This window comes from Delftia lacustris, from assembly GCF_040267515.1.
Lineage (GTDB): Bacteria > Pseudomonadota > Gammaproteobacteria > Burkholderiales > Burkholderiaceae_C > Comamonas > Comamonas tsuruhatensis.
In genome coordinates, this window is sequence record NZ_CP141274.1 from 1,940,218 (window position 1) to 1,958,972 (window position 18,755).

General features: G+C 68.3%; 16 protein-coding genes. 8 read left to right on the forward strand and 8 right to left on the reverse strand.

What is annotated here, in order from left to right; translation table 11 throughout:
- The first annotated feature begins 418 nt into the window (after window positions 1–418).
- The gene (locus U6958_RS10195) at window positions 419–2,065 is read left to right on the forward strand and encodes an acyl-CoA synthetase (RefSeq protein WP_074920968.1); all 1,647 of its coding nucleotides are present in this window, start codon (window positions 419–421) and stop codon (window positions 2,063–2,065) included.
- Window positions 2,066–2,092: 27 nt separating this feature from the next.
- Here U6958_RS10195 and U6958_RS10200 read toward each other — a convergent pair whose 3' ends face one another.
- From U6958_RS10200 to U6958_RS10210, 3 genes are read right to left on the reverse strand one after another with little or no spacing between them, the layout of a single operon-like run.
- Window positions 2,093–2,428 (reverse strand): SMR family transporter, encoded by a 336-nt coding sequence (locus tag U6958_RS10200; RefSeq protein WP_012206837.1) that lies wholly within the window; start codon window positions 2,426–2,428, stop codon window positions 2,093–2,095.
- Between the two features lie 2 nt (window positions 2,429–2,430).
- Window positions 2,431–3,237 carry a type I methionyl aminopeptidase gene (gene map, locus U6958_RS10205; protein ID WP_046240831.1) on the reverse strand — a complete coding sequence of 269 codons (807 nt, stop codon included), beginning with the start codon at window positions 3,235–3,237 and terminating at the stop codon, window positions 2,431–2,433.
- Window positions 3,234–3,509 (reverse strand): ParD-like family protein, encoded by a 276-nt coding sequence (locus U6958_RS10210; RefSeq protein ID WP_016447576.1) that lies wholly within the window; start codon window positions 3,507–3,509, stop codon window positions 3,234–3,236. The genes map and U6958_RS10210 overlap by 4 nt, the downstream gene beginning before the upstream one ends.
- 397 nt (window positions 3,510–3,906) lie before the next feature.
- On the opposite strand from U6958_RS10210, the gene U6958_RS10215 reads away from it, so the two are divergent.
- Window positions 3,907–5,229 carry an NAD(P)/FAD-dependent oxidoreductase gene (locus tag U6958_RS10215; RefSeq protein ID WP_016447575.1) on the forward strand — a complete coding sequence of 441 codons (1,323 nt, stop codon included), beginning with the start codon at window positions 3,907–3,909 and terminating at the stop codon, window positions 5,227–5,229.
- Between the two features lie 16 nt (window positions 5,230–5,245).
- Here U6958_RS10215 and U6958_RS10220 read toward each other — a convergent pair whose 3' ends face one another.
- From U6958_RS10220 to U6958_RS10240, 5 genes are all read right to left on the reverse strand, one after another.
- On the reverse strand, window positions 5,246–6,859 hold the full coding sequence (locus U6958_RS10220; RefSeq protein WP_047326693.1) for a phospholipase D family protein: 1,614 nt from the start codon (window positions 6,857–6,859) through the stop codon (window positions 5,246–5,248).
- A gap of 23 nt (window positions 6,860–6,882) precedes the next feature.
- Window positions 6,883–8,112 carry a sodium/glutamate symporter gene (gene gltS, locus U6958_RS10225; protein ID WP_016447573.1) on the reverse strand — a complete coding sequence of 410 codons (1,230 nt, stop codon included), beginning with the start codon at window positions 8,110–8,112 and terminating at the stop codon, window positions 6,883–6,885.
- A gap of 137 nt (window positions 8,113–8,249) precedes the next feature.
- Entirely contained in the window at window positions 8,250–9,884 is a 1,635-nt protein-coding gene (locus U6958_RS10230; protein WP_047326694.1) for an alkaline phosphatase, read from the reverse strand.
- A 60-nt stretch (window positions 9,885–9,944) separates the two neighbouring features.
- The gene (locus U6958_RS10235) at window positions 9,945–11,543 is read right to left on the reverse strand and encodes a GGDEF domain-containing protein (protein WP_016451284.1); all 1,599 of its coding nucleotides are present in this window, start codon (window positions 11,541–11,543) and stop codon (window positions 9,945–9,947) included.
- 58 nt (window positions 11,544–11,601) lie between these two features.
- Complete coding sequence (locus U6958_RS10240) at window positions 11,602–12,582, reverse strand: NADPH:quinone oxidoreductase family protein (RefSeq protein ID WP_074920967.1); 981 nt, start codon at window positions 12,580–12,582, stop codon at window positions 11,602–11,604.
- 117 nt (window positions 12,583–12,699) lie between these two features.
- On the opposite strand from U6958_RS10240, the gene surE reads away from it, so the two are divergent.
- The 6 genes from surE to U6958_RS10270 all read left to right on the forward strand — a co-directional run bounded on the left by surE (window position 12,700) and on the right by U6958_RS10270 (window position 18,705).
- On the forward strand, window positions 12,700–13,503 hold the full coding sequence (surE, locus tag U6958_RS10245) for a 5'/3'-nucleotidase SurE (protein WP_016447569.1): 804 nt from the start codon (window positions 12,700–12,702) through the stop codon (window positions 13,501–13,503).
- Complete coding sequence (locus tag U6958_RS10250) at window positions 13,500–14,288, forward strand: protein-L-isoaspartate(D-aspartate) O-methyltransferase (RefSeq protein WP_016447568.1); 789 nt, start codon at window positions 13,500–13,502, stop codon at window positions 14,286–14,288. Before surE ends, U6958_RS10250 begins: the two co-directional genes overlap by 4 nt.
- 13 nt (window positions 14,289–14,301) lie before the next feature.
- Complete coding sequence (locus U6958_RS10255) at window positions 14,302–15,213, forward strand: peptidoglycan DD-metalloendopeptidase family protein (RefSeq protein WP_016447567.1); 912 nt, start codon at window positions 14,302–14,304, stop codon at window positions 15,211–15,213.
- Window positions 15,213–16,292, forward strand: coding sequence for an RluA family pseudouridine synthase (locus U6958_RS10260; protein WP_074920966.1), 1,080 nt, complete (start codon window positions 15,213–15,215; stop codon window positions 16,290–16,292). The genes U6958_RS10255 and U6958_RS10260 overlap by 1 nt, the downstream gene beginning before the upstream one ends.
- A 110-nt stretch (window positions 16,293–16,402) precedes the next feature.
- On the forward strand, window positions 16,403–17,311 hold the full coding sequence (gene scpB / locus U6958_RS10265; protein WP_074920965.1) for an SMC-Scp complex subunit ScpB: 909 nt from the start codon (window positions 16,403–16,405) through the stop codon (window positions 17,309–17,311).
- On the forward strand, window positions 17,308–18,705 hold the full coding sequence (locus U6958_RS10270) for a pseudouridine synthase (RefSeq protein WP_074920964.1): 1,398 nt from the start codon (window positions 17,308–17,310) through the stop codon (window positions 18,703–18,705). Before scpB ends, U6958_RS10270 begins: the two co-directional genes overlap by 4 nt.
- The last annotated feature ends 50 nt before the right edge of the window (window positions 18,706–18,755 follow it).

Sequence of the window (18,755 nt, forward strand, 5' to 3'; positions counted from 1 at the left end):
GAGCGTTGCCAGGCGACTCCTCTAGGAACTCCTTATTCGCCTTCCAGCGGTGCTGGCCGGCGAATCCAAGCGGCGATTCTACGAGTGAAGCCGGGGCCGTGCGGCCGAGTCATCTGATAAATGATGTCTTATAGAGGACCCTGGTTGTGCAGTCGCCTGGGGGACAGTCACAGGCGCGCCTGCAGGCAGGTCAAGTGATTGTTCTGCATAGGTATTTTCAATTTTCATGAAATTCTGAAAGTTTTGATGCTCTGCAAAGACCATGCATGCCGCTTTGGTTATCCGGGCCTGTGCGGTGGCGATCCGGGTGGATGCGCATCAAGCTTGTGTAAGCCTGTCTTGCTATATCTTCAGGTTTCGCCAGCCTGCGGCGGCAGGCGGGCATCTCACCAGAAAACCCAGCGAACCGGAGACCACGATGACCCACATTTACGACCAGCACCTGGACCGCAACAGCGCCAACCATGCGCCGCTCAGCCCCTTGGGCTTCATCGCCCGCACGGCCGAGGTCTATCCCGATCGGCTGGCCGTGGTCCACGGCACGCTGCGCCGCCACTGGGGCGAGACCTATGCGCGCTGCCGCCAGCTGGCCAGCAGCCTGCACAAGGCGGGCGTGGGCAAGAACGACACCGTGGCCGTGATGCTGCCCAATACGCCGCCCATGGTGGAGGCGCATTTCGGCGTGCCCATGGCGGGGGGCGTGCTCAATGCGCTGAACACGCGGCTGGATGCGGAAACCATCGCCTTCATGCTGGACCATGGCGAGGCCAAGGTGCTGATCGTGGACCCGGAGTTCACGGGCGTGGTGGCCAAGGCGCTGAAGCTGCGCCAGCGCAGCGCGCCGCTGCTGGTGATCCAGGTCGAGGACGCGCTGTACGGCCCGGCCGCCGAGCAGGTGGGCAGCCTGGACTACGACGATTTCGTGGCCGGCGGCGATGCCGGTTTCGACTGGCAGCTGCCCGCCGACGAGTGGGACGCCATTGCGCTGAACTACACCAGCGGCACCACGGGCAACCCCAAGGGCGTGGTCTACCACCACCGGGGTGCGGCCATCAATGCCATCAGCAATGTGCTGGAGTGGGACATGCCCAAGCACGCCGTCTACCTGTGGACCCTGCCCATGTTCCATTGCAACGGCTGGTGCTTTCCGTGGACGGTGGCGGCACGCGCGGGGGTCAATGTCTGCCTGCGCCGGGTGGAGGCGCAGGCCATCTTCGACGCCATCCGCAACCACGGCGTCACGCATTACTGCGGCGCGCCCATCGTGCACGGCCTGCTGGTCAATGCGCCGGCCGCCATGAAGGAGGGCGTGCCCGCCGGGGTCAAGGCCATGGTGGCGGGCGCGGCGCCGCCGGCGTCGATGATCGAGGGCATGGAGCAGCTGGGCTTCGACATCACCCATGTCTACGGCCTGACCGAGGTCTACGGCCCGGCCACGGTCTGCGCCAAGCACGCAGCCTGGGATGGGCTGGACATCGGCGAACGCGCGCGCCTCAATTCACGCCAGGGCGTGCGCTACCACCTGCAGCGCTCGGCCAGCGTGCTCGATCCGGAGACCATGGAACCCGTGCCCCATGACGGCCAGACCATGGGCGAGATCATGTTCCAGGGCAACATCGCCATGAAGGGCTACCTGAAGAACCCGCAGGCCACGGACGAGGCCTTCCGCGGCGGCTGGTTCCACACGGGCGACCTGGCCGTGCAGCATCCGGACGGCTATATACAGATCAAGGACCGCAGCAAGGACATCATCATCTCGGGCGGCGAGAACATCTCGTCCATCGAGGTCGAGGACGTGCTCTACCGCCACCCGGCCGTGATGGCCGCCGCCGTGGTGGCCAAGCCCGATCCCAAGTGGGGCGAGACGCCCTGCGCCTTCATCGAGCTGAAGGCCGGCGCGCAGACCACGGCCGAAGACATCGTGGCCCACTGCAAGAAGCACCTGGCCGGCTACAAGGTGCCGCGCGCCGTGGTCTTTGGCGAGCTGCCCAAGACCAGCACGGGCAAGATCCAGAAGTTCGAGCTGCGCCGCCAGGCCGGGTCGGTCCAGGCCATCACGGGCTGAGGGCCGGGCCGCAGCGCGGGCAGCGGCTCAGTGTCCGGCCGTCTTGGAAAACAGCTGGATGACCAGCACGCCCGCCACGATCAGGCCCATGCCCGCCAGCGCGGGCAGGTCCAGCGTCTGGCCCTGCCAGAGCCATCCGACCAGGGAGATCAGCACGATGCCCGCGCCGGACCAGATCGCATAGGCCACGCCCGTGGGCACGGTGCGCAGCGTCAGCGACAGGAAGTAGAAGGCCAGCGCGTAGCCCAGGACCGTGACCACGCTGGGCCACAGCCGCGTGAAGCCTTCGGACTGCTTGAGGCAGGAGGTGGCCGCCACCTCGGCGACGATGGCCAGGCCCAGGTACAGGTAGTTGGACGCCATGCTCAGATGGCCGCGTAGCTGCCCGTGCCCTCGGGCCAGCGCGTGAGCACGTCGAAGCCCGTGTCGGTCACCACCACCATGTGCTCCCACTGGGCGGACAGCGACTTGTCGTTGGTGATCACCGTCCAGCCGTCGGCCAGTTCGCGCGTGGCCGCCTTGCCGGCGTTGAGCATGGGCTCGATGGTGAAGATCATGCCGGCCTCCAGCACCATGCCCTGGCCGGGCTGGCCGTAGTGCAGCACCTGGGGGTCGTCGTGGTAGACCTTGCCGATGCCGTGGCCGCAGTACTCGCGCACCACGCTGAAGCGCTCGCGCTGGGCCACGGTCTGGATGGCATGGCCGATGTCGCCCAGCGTGGCGCCGGGGCGCACGGCGCGGATGCCGGCCAGCAGGGCCTCGTAGGTGGTCTCCACCAGGCGGCGCGCCTGATTGGAGGGCTGGCCCACGTAGTACATGCGGCTGGTGTCGCCGATCCAGCCCTCGGGCGTGGTCACGGCCACGTCGACGTTGAGGATGTCGCCCTCGCGCAGGATCTGACGGGCGTCGGGGATGCCGTGGCAGACCACGTGGTTGGGCGAGGTGCAGACCGTCTTCGGAAAGCCGTGGTAGCCCACGTTGGTGGGCACGCAGCGCAGTTCGTCGACGATGAAGTCATGGCAGAGCCTGTCCAGGTGCTCGGTGCTGACGCCTGGCTGCACGTGGGGCACCAGCATCTGCAGGACGCGGGCGGCCAGGCCACCGGCCTTGCGTGATTGCCCGATATCGAGGGCATCGTGCAGCGGGACGCTGCGCAGCTTGGCGCCCCTCATTGCAGGCCTTCCGACAGGCGCACGGGGCGCGGGCGGCGTGCTGCCGTATCGGCGGGAGCCGGCGCTGCTTCGGGCTCGCCCAGCTTCAGCGTGGCCGCGGCCTCTTGCAGCAGCAGGGCGCAGATGCCTGCGTAGTCGAGATGGGGATGGTGTTCGGCCAACTGGCCGACACGCAGCCAATGCTCGGCCTGGGCGTTGATGGATCGACCCAGGGCCGCGCTGGACAGGCGGATCTGGTCGTGCAATTGGTCGGATATTTTGACGATTCCCATGGGGTGGCGATCATACGGGGAATATACGTTTCGTATATTGACAATCGCAAATCGCGGGCTCTGCGGCGGGACATTCGTGCAGGTCTTCAGATGCAGGCCGCCATGTCGTCGGCAAGACTGCGCGAAGTACGGTATGAATGCTCTTGTGTTGATAGCGTAATGATCAGGTCCGGCTGGCCATCCGGCAAGGATGATGTTTTTCCTGCAGCGCGGTCCTGCACAAGACTGGGCCTTGCGCGATCGGCGGTCTTCTATCAGATATCTGTTGCAGATCTGGGGCTTACCCCTAGCAAGTCGCCTGCTACCCAAACTGACAAGAATCAAGACTGTCTGGAAGCGAATGTCCTGCAAGCCGGCGCATGGTGCGGCCGGCCGGGCCTTCCGGCAGGGAGCAGCAATGGGCAAGGAACAAGAAGCGGGTTCGGCAACGGGATCGGGCGGGGCGCGCATCGTCGTCGTGGGCGGTGGCGTGGCGGGGCTGGAGATTGCCACGGCGCTGGGCAAGGGGCGCACGGGGGCCATCGGCTCCGTGACCCTGGTGGACAGCGATTCGGCCCATGTCTGGAAGCCCATGCTGCACACCATTGCCGCCGGCACGCGCGACCTGGCCCAGCAGCAGACCACCTACCTGGCCCAGGCCAGCGACGCCAGCTTTGCCTACCAGCCCGGCGAAATGTGCGGCCTGGACCGCGAGGCCCGCGAGGTGCTGCTGGCCCCCATCGAGGCGCCCGATGGCCGCGAGATCGTGCCGGGCCGGCGCATTGCCTACGACAGGCTGGTGATCGCCGTGGGCAGCGGCGCCAATGATTTCGGCACGCCGGGCGTGGACGAGCACTGCTTCATGATCGACTCGCGCCGCAAGGCCGATGCCTTCAACAGCGAGATCCGCCTGCGCATGGTGCGCTGCATGACCAGCGGCGAGCAGCTGCGCGTGGCCATCGTGGGCGGCGGCGCCACGGGCGTGGAGCTGGCGGCCGAGCTGGTGCAGCTGGCCGAGAGCGCCCGCGCCTACGGCGCGCTGGGCGAGGCCGCGCGCTTCGGCATCGTGCTGATCGAGGCCGGGCCACGCCTGCTGCCCGGTTTTCCTGAAGAGATTTCCGAAGCCACGCGCCTGCGCCTGCAGGCCCTGGGCGTTTCGGTGATCGTCAACGGCCGCGTGCAGTCGGCCAGCGAAGAGGGGTTCGTGCTGGCCAGCGGCGAGTTCGTCCCCGCAGGCCTGCGCGTCTGGGCAGCGGGCGTGAAGGCCCCGGCCTTCCTGGCGCAGCTGGGCCTGGAGACCACGCAAGGCAACCAGCTCAAGGTCAACGGCCAGTTGCAGACCAGCGACCCCCATGTCTACGCCGTGGGGGATTGCGCCAGCTTCACCCTGCCCGGGGCCAGCGTGCCGCTGCCGCCCACCGCCCAGGTGGCGCACCAGCAGGCCCGCTATCTGGTGGAGACGCTGCCGCGCCTGCTGAAGGAGCCGGGTTTCCGTCCCGAAGGCTTTGCCTACCGCGACTTTGGCGCCCTGGTGTCGCTGGCCCACTACGACGCCTACGGATCGCTGGGCAAATTCGGCCTGTTCAACGGCGGCGTGATCCGCGGGCGCATGGCCATGCTGAGCCACATCATGCTGTACCGCTCGCACCAGGCCCGCATCTACGGCTTTTGGCGCGGTGGGCTGCTGTGGCTGATCGATTTGATGAATTCGCGCCTGCGCCCGTCGATCCGGCTGGACTGAGCGGCAGGGCCCGGCATCAAAGCAGCCCCTCGATGGGCAGCCAGCCCAGCACGCGCAGCATCAGGCGCTTGAATGCACTGCTGCCGGGCTCGGTTGTGGTAGTGAGTGGCTCAGGCGGCGTGCCGCTTTCCGTGGTCCAGCTCAGGCGGCCCTGTGCATCGATCTGCACATGGTAGGCAGCCGCTGGCAGGCTCTGGTCGAGCATGCGGCTCATCTGCGAAGCCATCTCGGGGCTGTCGATCAGCAGGCCCATTTCGGTGTTGAGGTGGGCCGAGCGCGGGTCGAAGTTGAACGAGCCCACGAAGATGCGCTCGCCATCGACCGCAAAGGTTTTGGCATGCAGGCTGGAGCCCGAGCTGCCGGGGCGGCTGCCTGAGCCCACCCCCGCTTTCCCTGCCGATGCCGCTGCGGGCGAACGCGGGCCTGGGCTGGGTTCGTCGTCCTGCCTGCCGATCTGCCGGCGCAGCTCGTACAGCTGCACGCCTTCCTCGATCAGCGGGCGCCGGTAGCGGGCATAGCCGGCATGGACCACGGCCACGTCGGTCGCCTCCAGGCTGTTGGTGAGCACGCGCACGGCAATGCCCTGGCGGCGCAGGCCGGCCAGGGCGCGCACGCCGGCCTCGGTGGGCACGAAGTAGGGCGAGACCAGGTCCAGCTGGCGCTGCGGCTGGCCGATGGCCGGGGTCAGCTGGGTGATCAGCAGGCCCTCCTTGGGCACCTGACCCAGCACCTTGGCCGGGTCGTCGCTGACCAGGGTGGCGCGGGCCCATTGCAGTGGCAGGCGGCCGGCCAGCAGCTCGCGCGTGAATGGGCTTTGCGCCACGGCGCGCACATAGGCCTGGGCTTCGGGGCGCTGCACTTCGGTGGCCAGGGCCTCGTAGGCGCGCGCCACCGCATAGTCGGGCAGCGGCGGCAGCAGGCTGGCCGCGGGATAGGCCGACGCGCTGGCCCAGTACTGGTCGAAAGCATGTGAAATGTCGGCCACCACCGGCCCCATGGCCACCACGTCCAGGTCGGCGAACAGCACACCGTCGGTGGCCGCGAAGTACTCGTCGCCTATGTTGCGTCCGCCCACGATGCTGGCCTGGCTGTCGGCCGTGAAGCTCTTGTTGTGCATGCGCCGCTGGGTGCGCGAGAAATCCGTGACATAGCCCAGCGCCTTGGGCGTGCGCTGGGCAAAGGGGTTGAACAGCCGCACCTCGATCTGCGGATGCTGGTCCAGGGCGCCGAGCTGGGTGTCCAGTCCTGCCGTGCCGCCGTCGTCCAGCAGCAGGCGAACGCGCACGCCCCGGTCGGCGGCGCGGCGCAGTTCGTCGAGCAGCAGATGGCCCGTGGTGTCGCCGCGCCAGATGTAGTACTGCACATCCAGCGTGCGCTGTGCCACGCGGGCCAGCAGGGCGCGCGCGGCGTAGGCATTGCGTGCGTCGGATAGCGCGTGGATTGCGGTGAGCCCCGGATGCTGGTCCAGCAGCGGTGCCAGCGCCTGGCCCAGCAGCGTGGCCTGGGCGGCCTCGGGCGGCAGTGCCGTGGATTCGCTGCGGCCGGCCAGGGGCGGCAGGCTGCAGCCTGCCAGCAGCAGGGTCAGGACGAGCGCCTGGGTGGCGGCAAGGGCACGGCGTAGCAGGGGCATGGTGCGTTCGGTGTTCGTAGTGGTCAGTGCAGCCAGCGTATGAACAGCTGGATCACGGTGGCATTGACGATGTCGACGAAGAAGGCGCCCACCATAGGGACGATGAGAAAGGCCTTGTGCGATGGGCCGTACTGGTTGGTGATGGCCTGCATATTGGCCACGGCCGTGGGCGTGGCACCCATGCCGAAACCGCAGTGGCCGGCGGCCAGCACGGCCGCATCGTAGTTGCTGCCCATGATGCGGAAAGTCACCAGCGCGGCATACAGGCCCATGACCAGCGTCTGGGCCGCCAGGATCACCATCAGCGGTGCCGCCAGCCCCGCCAGCTCCCACAGCTTGAGCGACAGCAGGGCCATGGCCAGGTAGATGGACAGCGAGGCATTGCCGAAGACGTCGATGGCCCGGTCGAATACCTGGAAGTGAAAGACATAGTCCAGCGTGTTGCGGATCAGGACGCCACCGGCCAGCGCCCAGACGAAGGTGGGCAGGGAGAACAGGGTGCCGGCGGTGAACTGCGTCATGAACTCGGCAAAGCCCAGGCAGCCCGCGAACAGGGCCAGTGTTTCTATGGCCGCGCTGGTGGTGATCAGGCGCGTCTGCTCGGGGTTCTCGAAGCCGCCGTGGCTTGCGCTTTCGCCCAGCGGGGGCTGTTTTTCGGGGGCGGCTGCGGGGTCATGCACGGCAAGCCTGCGGCGCGTGATCAGGGCCTTGGCCAGCGGGCCGCCGATCAGGCCGCCGATCACCAGTCCGAAGGTGGCACAGGCAATGCCCAGGGTGACCGCGCCCTGGATGCCGTATTCGCGCTCGAAAACCTGGCCCCAGGCACCTGCCGTGCCATGGCCGCCCGTCAGGGTGACGGAGCCTGCGATCAGCCCGAACAGCGGATCGAGCCCGAGCATCTTGGCCAGGCTCACGCCGACCAGATCCTGCAGGCTGATGAAGACGGCGACCACGGCCAGGAACAGCAGCAGCGAACGGCCGCCTTCGCGCAGCTTGGCGAAATTGGCGCTCAGCCCGATGGACGAGAAAAACACCAGCATGAAGGCCATCTGCAGCTCGCTGCTGAAGCTGAAGGTGCAGCCCAGGGTCTGGTTGAGCACGAACAGGGCGACGGCCACGACCAGGCCGCCGGCCACGGGCTCGGGGATGTTGAATTCGCGCAGCAGGCGCAGGTGCCGTACCAGCCATTTGCCCAGCAAAAGGACGAGGGCGGCGAAGATCAGGGTGTAGTAGGCGCTGAAAGTCAGGTGCATGGCTTCCGTTTTCCGGTGGGCGGGGCAAGGCAGCGCACCATACGATAGGCGGCATGCCGGGGGGCGATGTCAGGATAGCCACTGATTGCCAGGCCTGCTGAAAGTGCCCTTTGGTCGTGCCCTGCGTCAGTGCCCTGTCAGCTGGCTATGGGGCCGGGCCGCCTGTCCTCGACGGTGAAGCGGGCCAGCGTGTAGATGCGGCTGTCGGCTCGCATCGGGTTGGCCACGGCGCGCAGCTCGCTGGTCCAGCGCTCGGGCGTGATGTCGGCCAGCCCGTAGCCGCGTTCCTCGCAGCGTGCGTACAGCACCTGCGGGTTGTGGTCGACGATGGCATCGACCTTGGCCTGGGTGGTGCCGCTGCGCGAGGTGATGGAGGTGCTGCAGAACTCGCTGGCCACGACGGGATTGCGCCGCTCGGGCGCGGCCTCGGGGTCTGCGTGCACGGCACAGACATAGTTCTGGTGCAGGTCGCCGCCCAGCAGCACGCTGTTGCGCGGCGTGGGCTGGGCGCCCGGCGTGAGGTGGCTCACCAGGCGCTGGCGCGCGGCCGGGTAGCCGTCCCAGCTGTCCGTGGCCTGCGATCCCGAGGGCGGCCGGTGCGCGGACACCAGGGTGGGCTGGGCCAGGATGCTCCAGCGCGGCCCCTCGCTTGCATGCTGGCGGGCATCTTCGGCCAGCTGGCGGTACAGCCACTGCTCCTGCGTCCAGCCCAGGAAGCTGCGCGCCGTATCCGACAGGGCTGCGCATTGCGCAGGGCGCACGCTGCCCTTGTCTGCCGCTCCCTCGGCGCGGCAGGCCTGGGCGCTGCGGTACTGGCGGCCGTCCAGAAAATGCAGCCGGGCCAGCCGGCCCCACTGCAGGCTGCGGTACAGCTGCAGCCCGCCGCCGCCATGCTGGGCGCCCGCGCCGGTCAGCGCGCTGGCGCGCAGCGGCATGTTCTCGTAGAAGGCCTGCCAGGCAGCCATGCGCCGGGCCAGGAAGCGCCCGGCATCGCCCTGGCCCTGGTCGCCGGCGTAGTTGTTCTCCACCTCATGGTCGTCCCAGCCCACGGACCAGTTGCACATGGCGTGCGCTGCCTGCAGCAGCGGGTCGCTCTTGTGCAGGGCGTAGCGGTCCCGGTAATCCTGCAGGCTTTGCGCGGCCCGCAGGTTGTGGGTGCGGGCCAGGCCCAGCGTCATGGCGGGCGTGGCGTACTCGTAGATGTAGTCGCCCAGGAAGAGCACCAGGTCCGGCGCGTCCTGCACCACCTGGCGCCAGGCCGCGTAGTAGCCGTGCTCCCAGCGCTGGCAGGAGGCATAGGCCAGGCGCAGCCGCTGGGGCAGGCTGCCGGGCGCGGGCGCCGTGCGGCAGCGGCCCGTGCTGCTCACGGCCTGGCCCAGCATGAAGCGGTAGTGGTACCAGCGGTCAGGCGCCAGCCCTCCCACCTGCACATGCACGCCGTGGCCCCATTCGGGCTGGGCCATGGCCTCGCCGCTGCGCACGATCTGGCGGAACAGCGGGTCGTGCGCCAGCTCCCAGCGGATCTTGAGCGCAGGCATGGCTGTGGTGTCGGTCTCGCCCAGCTGTGCAAGCGGCGGCGTCAGCCGCGTCCACAGCAGCACGTTGTCGGGTTCGGGGTCGCCGCTGGCCACGCCCAGCGTGAAGGGGTTGTGCGCAGGCCGCTCGCCCAGGCGGGCCCAGGCGGGCAACTGGCCCAGCGCCGTGGCCAGGCCCGCTGCGACCAGAAACTGGCGCCGCGGTGCAGGGACGGGGGCGCTGAAGGGCAGGGGCATGGCGGTTCGGGGGCAGGTGGCGCAAGAAAGCGGGGAGATACGGAGCGTGGCCTCGGTGGATCAAAGGCCGGCGCCTGCATTTCCAACTGGCTGCCATTGTGCGCCTGATGCCGTGGCAATGCTGTGCTTGCCGCGCTCCTTGGCCTGCAGCATGGCGGTATCCGCGCGGCGCAGCACGTCCATGCCGTTTTCGTGGCTTTGCAGCTGGGCCACGCCCGCACTGAAGCTCAATGGCCGGGGGGCCGGCTGGCCTGGCGTCTGCGAAGAGGCTGGCAAAGGCGTCTGCTCCAGCAGCTGCAGCAGGCGCTGCAGCGCCTGGGCGCCCGCAGTCTCCGGTGTCTGGGGCAGCAGCAGCACGAAGGCCTGGCCCTCGTATCGGCCCACCACGTCCTCGGGGCGCAGTCCCTGGCGTGCCAGCTGGGCCACATGGATGAGGGCGGCATCGCCCGTGGCATGCCCCAGCTCGGCATTGAGGGCCTGCATGCCGTCCATGTCGAGCAGGGCAACGCTCAGCGGCTGGCCATGGCGCTGGGCGCGCGCCACCTCGCGGTCCAGCGCCTCGCTCACGCCCAGGCGGTTGAGCTGGCCGGTCAGCGGATCGTGGCGTGCACGGCGCGCGGCCTCGTCCAGTTCCTGCTGCAGGGCCTCTATGCGCGCCTCGCAGGCATCGACATGGCTGCGCAGCGATTGCAGCTCTTCCTGGGCCACGCGGCTGCCGGCGGCCATGGTGCGGGTGGCCTCCAGCACCTGTTGCAGCAGCGGGGCGGCATCCTCCAGGCGCTGGATGCCGTCCAGCTGGCGCGCGGCTTCCTCCATGCGGGCGCCCAGTGTTTCGTTGCTGCTCGTGATCTTTGCCAGATGCTGGACGAAGCCGCCCAGCATGTCCTTGAGCGCCTGCTGCGCGGCGGCCATGCCGTCCTGCAGCTGCATGCGCCGGTGGATCACGGTCTGCAGCTCGCGCCGCGCATCCACCAGGGGCGCGGGTGACAGCGGCGGCGTGATGGCCTGCTCGATGGCCGTGAGCTGCGGCACCAGCCAGCTGCCGTGCGTGGGGTCCTGGGCCAGATGCTGGATCAGGGTCTGCAGCAGCTCCTGCACCAGCTGCAGGACCTGGAGCTGGTCGGCAATGGAGAACGACAGCTGGTAGTGCTGGTCATGCAGGCGCCGCGCCAGGGCCTTGGCGTCCACGGGCGGTGCCTGCAGCTGTTCCATGAGCTGCTGATGCAGTTGCCGGGTCTTGGCTTCCTGGGTGTTCAGCAGCGCAAAGAAGGCCTCGAAGCGCCGCGCCAGCTGCTGCGTCAGATCCTCGGGCAAAGCCTGCAGGGGCGGCGGCACGGGCAATTCCACGGGCCTGGCCTCATGGGTTGGCGGCTGCAGGGCCGCGTTGGCATAGGCGGTGATGACCTGCTGCAGGCCCTGCCAGTCGCTGCGTTCTATGGCGGCGCCCAACTGGTCGCGCAGGCGCTTCTGTCCGGGCGTCTGCGCAGGCAAAAGCGCATGGACGTGGCGCAGCGGCCCCTGGGGAAAGCTGGCGGGGCCGGGTTCGCCGGCTGCCTGCTCATAGAGGCGGGTGTAGTTTTCCGGGGTGGGCGGCAGGCGGTTCAGCGCCAGTTGCCGCAGGGTTTCGCGTGCCAGTTCGGAAGCGGAGCGCTCGGCCATGGGTGGGCAGTTGTTTCAGAATGCAATGCCCTCCAGTGTGGCATGGCCGGCGCCCGGTTCACTGCTCGTTGACCATGACCAGCTTGCCCTGGACCTGGCGCGATCCCATGCGTGCGTAGGCCGCGTGCAGCTCGGCCATGGGCATGGTGCGGTCGATCACGGGCTTGATCTTTCCCTGGCCGTACCACTGGGCCAGCTCCTGCATCATGGCCGCGTTGGCCTTGGGCTCGCGCCGGGAGAACTCGCCCCAGAAGACACCCACCAGCGATGCGCCCTTGAGCAGCGGCAGGTTCAGCGGCAGGGCCGGGATGGGGCCAGCGGCAAAGCCCACGATCAGATAGCGGCCGCGCCAGGCGATGGAGCGGAAGGCGGGCTCGGCGAAGTCGCCGCCCACGGGGTCGTAGACCACGTCGGGGCCCTTGCCGTCGGTGGCCTCCTTGATGGCCGCGCGCAGGTCGCCCTGGCTGTAGTTGATGGTGGCATCGGCGCCCTGGGCCTTGCACAGCGCGCACTTTTCGTCGGTGGAGGCTGCCGCGATCACGCGTGCGCCTGCCGCCTTGGCGATCTGGATGGCGGCCGTGCCCACGCCGCCTGCCGCGCCCAGCACCAGTACGGTCTCGCCCTCGCGCAGCTGGCCACGGTCGATCAGCGCATGGTGCGAGGTGGCATAGGTCATGATGAAGGCCGCTGCATCGACGAAGCTGAATCCATCGGGCAGCGGCATGCACAGCGCGGCCGGTGCCAGCGTATGGGTGCCAAAGCCCCCGGTGCCCGACAGGCAGGCCACGCGCTGGCCCACGGCCAGGTGGCTCACGCCTTCGCCCACGGCCTGGACCACGCCCGCGTATTCCGAACCCGGCACGAACGGCAGCTCAGGCTTCATCTGGTACTTGTTCTGCACGATCAGCAGATCGGGAAAGTTCAGGCTGGCCGCCTTCACTTCGAGCAGTACCTGTCCAGGGCCCGGCGCGGGTGTGGGCAGCTGCGTCCACTGCAGTTGATCGACGCCCGTGGGCGTTGTGCAAAGCCAAGCGTGCATGGTGGTTGTCTCCTGTGATTGAATGCCTGGCCGATGATAGGAGTGTGGCGGGAATGCCTCCTGTCCCTCGGGCGACGAGACGCCCGCCTACAATCGCCCGCAATCCCTGCTGTATCCATGAAGATTCTCATTTGTAACGACGACGGCTACCAGGCGCCCGGCATCCAGGCCTTGTACGAGGCGCTGCGCACGGTGGCAGACGTCGAGGTGGTGGCGCCGGAGCACAACAACAGTGCCAAGTCCAACGCCCTGACGCTGAATGCACCGCTGTACGTGCACCAGGCCCACAACGGTTTCCGCTATGTCAACGGCACGCCGGCAGACTGCGTGCACATCGCCCTGACCGGCCTGCTGGGCTACCGGCCCGACCTGGTGGTCTCCGGCATCAACAACGGCGCCAACATGGGCGACGACACCATCTACTCGGGCACCGTCGGCGCGGCCATGGAGGGCTTTCTTTTCGGCATTCCCGCCATTGCCTTCTCCCAGGTGGACAAGGGCTGGTCCGAGATCGAGGCTGCCGCCGCCGCCGCGCGCCAGCTGGTCATGGACATGCAGTCGCAGGAACTGATCGGCCTGTCGCCCTGGCTGCTCAACGTGAACATTCCCAACATGCCGCTGTCCGCGCTCAAGCCGCTCAAGCTGTGCCGGCTGGGCCGCCGCCATGCGGCCGAGCGCGTCATCACCCAGGAGAGCCCGCGCGGCGAAATGATGTATTGGATAGGCAGCGCAGGCGCGGCCATGGATGACTCGGAGGGCACGGACTTCCACGCCACGTCCCACGGCCACATGTCTGTCACGCCGCTGAAGGTGGACCTGACCGACCATGACAACCTGGGCTACTGGGCGCAGACGGCGGCCAGGCTGGCATCGGCCAGTCAGGCCGTGCTGCCTGCCCAGGGCGGGGCGGTGCAACCGTGAGCGAGCGCCGTCCCGGAGTTCCCTCTTGGGTGGCGCGCTCGGTGCAGAACCCTGCGCCGGCCTCGCGCGCGGTGCCCGCGCGCTCCGCGCTGGCCACCGCCGCCGCCCGTGCCCCGCAACAGCCCTCGGGCATCGGCATGGATTCGGCCGCCGTGCGCGCGCGCATGGTGCAGCGACTGGCCGCCACCGGCATCCAGTCGCCGGCCGTGCTCGCTGCCATGGGAGCGGTGGAGCGCCACCGCTTCGTGGACAGCGCCCTGGTCAACCAGGCCTATGAGGACACCAGCCTGCCCATCGGTCTGGGCCAGACGATCTCCAAGCCCAGCGTGGTCGCCCGCATGACCGAGCTGCTGCTGGGTTCGGAGGCCGCGAAGTCGGGCCTGGGCCGCGTGCTGGAGATCGGCACCGGCTGCGGCTACCAGGCGGCCGTGCTGGCGCGCGTGGCACGCGAGGTCTATTCGATCGAGCGCCTGCGCGGCCTGCACGAGAAAGCGCGCAGCAACCTGCGGCCCTGGCGCCTGACCAATGTCCATCTGATCTTTGGAGACGGCATGGAAGGCTATGGCAGCGGCGCTCCGTACGCGGGCATCATCTCGGCCGCCGGCGGCGAGAGCATGCCCTCGGCCTGGTGCGACCAGCTGGCCGTGGGCGGGCGGCTTGTCGCGCCCATGGTGGTTACGGGGGGTAAGCAGGCACTGCTGGTGATTGACAAGAGTTCACACGGGTTTACGCAATCGATTTTGGAGGCCGTGAACTTTGTCCCCCTAAAATCGGGCATCGCCTAGAAGGGAATAACTTATGTTGGTATCGCGAAGTCTTGGGGCTTGGGGAACGGTGGTGCTGGCCGGCATGGTTCTGGCAGGCTGCACATCCCAAGTGAACAGGGCTCCCGTGGAGGACCGCGGAACATCCACCTCCACTTCCACCTCTTCCTCGCCATCGGCGGCCGTCAAGCCGCTGCCCGGCGTCGAGAACGCCGGCAAGCCCGGCTACTACACCATCAAGCCTGGTGACACGCTGATCCGCATCGGCCTGGAGACCGGCCAGAGCTGGAAGGACATCGCGCGCTGGAACAATCTGGAGAACCCCAACCTGATCGAAGTCGGTCAGGTGGTTCGCGTCGTGCCGCCGACCAGCTCGTCCATGGCGAGTTCGGACAGCGGCAGCACACGTTCTTCGTCGTCGTCCTCGTCCTCCTCTTCCACGCCCAGCGGCTCGCCGGTGGTGGCAACGCCGCTGCCGCCCGTGGCATCCTCGGCATCGTCTGGCAGCTCCACCGCAACGCCTGCACCCGCGCCGACCCCGGCACCGGCTCCTGCACCCGCAGCCGGCAAGGGCGCCGACGATGTGGACTTCATCTGGCCTGCCTCGGGCAGCCTGATTGCCGGCTTCGACGAGGCGCGCAACAAGGGCTATGACATCGCAGGCAAGGCCGGCGACCCCGTGATGGCCGCTGCCGATGGCCGCGTGGTCTATGCCGGCGCCGGCCTGCGTGGCTATGGCAACCTGATCATCCTCAAGCACAACAACACCTACCTCACGGCCTACGCGCACAACCAGACGCTGTTGGTCAAGGAGGACCAGACCGTGCGCAAGGGCCAGAAGATTGCCGAGATGGGCAGCACCGACGCCGACCGCGTGAAGCTGCACTTCGAGGTGCGTCGCCAGGGCAAGCCTGTCGATCCTTCGCGCTACCTGCCTTCGCGCTGATGAGCCGCAGCACCAGGCAAACCGGACAAGCCCCTGCCCCGCAGGGGCTTGTTTCTTCTGCGCCCGGCGAACCGCTGCCGGAATCGGTCGAGGACCAGGACGAGGCCGACGCCGAAGGTGGCGAGGTCGAGGCCGCCGCCGAGCTGCGCGAAATCACCGTGCCGCCCGCCCAGCACGGCCTGCGCGCCGACAAGGTGCTGGCCGAATGCGTGGCCGAGTTCTCGCGCAGCTATCTGCAGCAGCTGCTTGCGCAGGGCGCGGTCACCCTCAACGGGCGTGTGCTGGGCAAGCCTTCCGCCAAGGTCGCGGCCGGCGACCGCATGGTGCTGGAGATGCGGCCCACGCAGCAGAGCATGGCCTTCCAGCCCGAGGTCATGGCGCTGGACGTGGTGCATGAGGACGAGCACCTGCTGGTCGTCAACAAGCCGGCTGGCCTGGTCGTGCACCCGGCGCCCGGCAACTGGACGGGAACCCTGCTCAATGGCCTGCTGGGGCGCGACCCCAAGGCGCGCGAGGTGCCGCGCGCCGGCATCGTCCACCGCCTGGACAAGGACACCAGCGGCCTCATGGTCGTGGCGCGCAGCCGCGCCGCCATGGATGCGCTGGTGGCCATGATCGCCGCACGCGATGTCAGCCGGCAGTACCTGGCGCTGGCCCACAAGGCCTGGGGCCCGCGCAAGCACCGCGAGGTCGATGCGCCCATCGGCCGCGATCCGCGCAACCGCCTGCGCATGGCCGTGGTCGACCTGGCCCAGCATGCGGGCAAGACCGCGCGCACCGACATCGACCTGCTGGCCGGCAACGAAGAAGTCAGCCTGGTGCGCTGCACGCTGCATACGGGCCGCACCCACCAGATCCGCGTGCACATGGCCTCTCTGGGTCATCCGCTGGTGGCCGATGCCGTCTACGGCGGCAAGGACGCTGGCGGCATGACGCGCCAGGCCCTGCACGCCTTCCGGCTGGCCTTCACCCATCCCATGACGGGCCAGGCCCTGGTGCTGCATGCGCCGCTGCCCGCCGACATGGCGCAGGCGCTGGAAAATTGGGGGCTGAGCTACAATCCCGCCGAAAGCCTCTGACCATCTCTCGCATGGCATCTGTGGAGCGCTTGCTTCCTCTTCTTTGATTCGGCGCACCCTGGCTGCCACCCCTGGTGGCACGCGCGCCTTTGTTCCCGAGACGCTGAGCCATGAATACGGTAGATGCCAAGCGGGTCCTGGAAACTGCATTGATCTGCGCGCCGCAGCCTGTCACGCTGCGTGAGCTGCGCTCGCTGTTCGATGACGTGCTGGGCTCCGACACGCTGAAGGACCTGCTGCTGGACCTGCAGAAGGACTGGGCGCAAAAGGGCGTGGAGCTGGTGCAGGTGGCGTCCGGGTGGCGCTTCCAGAGCCGGCCCGAGATGCGGGTGTACCTGGACCGGCTGCATCCTGAAAAGCCGCCACGCTACACCCGTGCGACCCTGGAGACGCTGGCCATCATCGCCTACCGTCAGCCGGTGACGCGCGGTGATATCGAGGACATACGCGGTGTGACGGTCAACAGCCTGCTGATCAAGCAACTGGAAGACCGGGGCTGGATCGAGGTGATTGGCCACCGGGAAACCGTGGGCCGGCCCTCTTTGTTTGCCACCACGCGCCAGTTTCTGGACGACCTGGGCCTGCAGTCGCTGGACCAGTTGCCCATGCTTGAGGAGCCCGAATCCCAGCAAAGCCTGTTCAAGGCGCTGGAGGAGTCGGGCGAGCCTGATGTGCAAGAGAGTGCGCCAGCCGGTGACGCCCCGCCGACCGAAGGCTGGGGTCCCGACGAAGTGCCGCCGGTCATCGGCGAGCAGGACGTGGGCGAGGAATTGCTGGATCAGGTGCCGTTGCAGGCCGATGAGACGGAGCTGGTCGAGGACGGTGAGGACGACGCCCTTGCCGCTCTCTTGCCAGAGGCGCCCTCGGGCGAGGCTGAGACACCGGATGGGACAGATGCCGCGAGCGCCGCAGAAGCTGCGCAGACCGCAGACACAGCGGAAAAAGCGGACACCGCGGATACGACAGACACAACGGATACGGACGGCGCTGCACTGCAGGCCGAAGAAGGAAAGCCATGACGGGTAGTGATATCTCCAAGGACCAGGACGCCCAGCCGGCGTCCGACGAGGCTGGCGCACAGCGCAAGGCCCGCCCCGCGCGCTCGCGCGCTCCCAAGGCCGAGTCCCGGCCTGGCGCCAGGCCTGCGCGCAAGCCGCGCCCGGCCGCCGAGGCGGTGCCTGCCGAAGACACCGTGCAGGAGCTGGTGACGGCTGATGCATCAGAGTCAAGCGACTCAGGGTCTGCCGAAGGCTACGGTTTTGCGGACGTCATCTCGGGCGAGCTCGACGCCGCCGAAGAGCGCGACGATGCCGCGCCTGCCAAGCGCGTGCTGCTGCCCCAGGTCGATTCGCCCAAGCTGCACAAGGTGCTGGCCCAGGCCGGGCTGGGATCGCGCCTTGAAATGGAGCAGCTCATTCTTGAAGGCCGCATCTCGGTCAACAACGAGCCTGCCCACGTGGGCCAGCGCATCCAGTTCGGCGACCAGATCAAGGTCAACGGCCAGCCCATCCGCTTTCGCATCGATCCGCCGCCGGCGCGTGTCATCGCCTACCACAAGCCCGTGGGTGAAGTCGTCACGCACGACGATCCCCAGAACCGCCCCACGGTGTTCCGCAAGCTGCCGCGCCTGCAGCATGGCAAATGGCAGTCCGTTGGCCGCCTGGACCTGAACACCGAAGGCCTGCTGCTGTTCACCAGCTCGGGCGAGCTGGCCAACTCCCTGATGCACCCGCGCTTCGGCCTGGAGCGCGAGTACGCGGCCCGCGTGCTGGGCGCGCTCAGCAAGGAAGAAAAACAGCGCCTGACCGATGGCGTGCAGCTGGAAGACGGCGTGGCCGCCTTCGGCTCCATCGAGGATGGCGGCGGCGAAGGCGCCAACTGCTGGTACCGCGTGACCATTTCCGAAGGCCGCAACCGCGAAGTGCGCCGCATGTTCGAGGCGGTGGGCCATGCCGTGAGCCGGCTGATCCGCATCCGCTATGGCGCCATGGTGCTTCCGCGCGGCCTCAAGCGCGGCGCCTGGGTGGAGCTGGACCAGGCCGACATCCAGTCCCTGGCCTCCGCGGCAGGCATGCAGGCGCGTGCGCCTGCTGCACCCAAGCCCGCGGCCGGAGGCCGCCGTGGTGGCCCGGCCGACCGCAACACCGTCCGCCGCGAAGGCGGCGGCCGCTATTTCGACGGCAATCGCCCGGCACCCAATGCCATGCTGGACGGCCCGCGTGCCAAGCCCGCTGCCAAGGGGGGCAAGGCGGAGGGCGGCCAGGGCAGAGGGCAGGGCGGTGCAGGCGGGCGTGGCAAGACAGGTGGCAGCCAGCAGCCCGATCCGATGCGTACATCGGTGGGCTACATCGGCTCCGACAGCCTGTCGCGTGCACGCCAGAACGCCAAGCGCAAGCCGGGAGGGCGCCGCTGAAATACGGCGGTCAGCCTCCCCTTTGGCAGCACCATGTCATCAAGGACTTT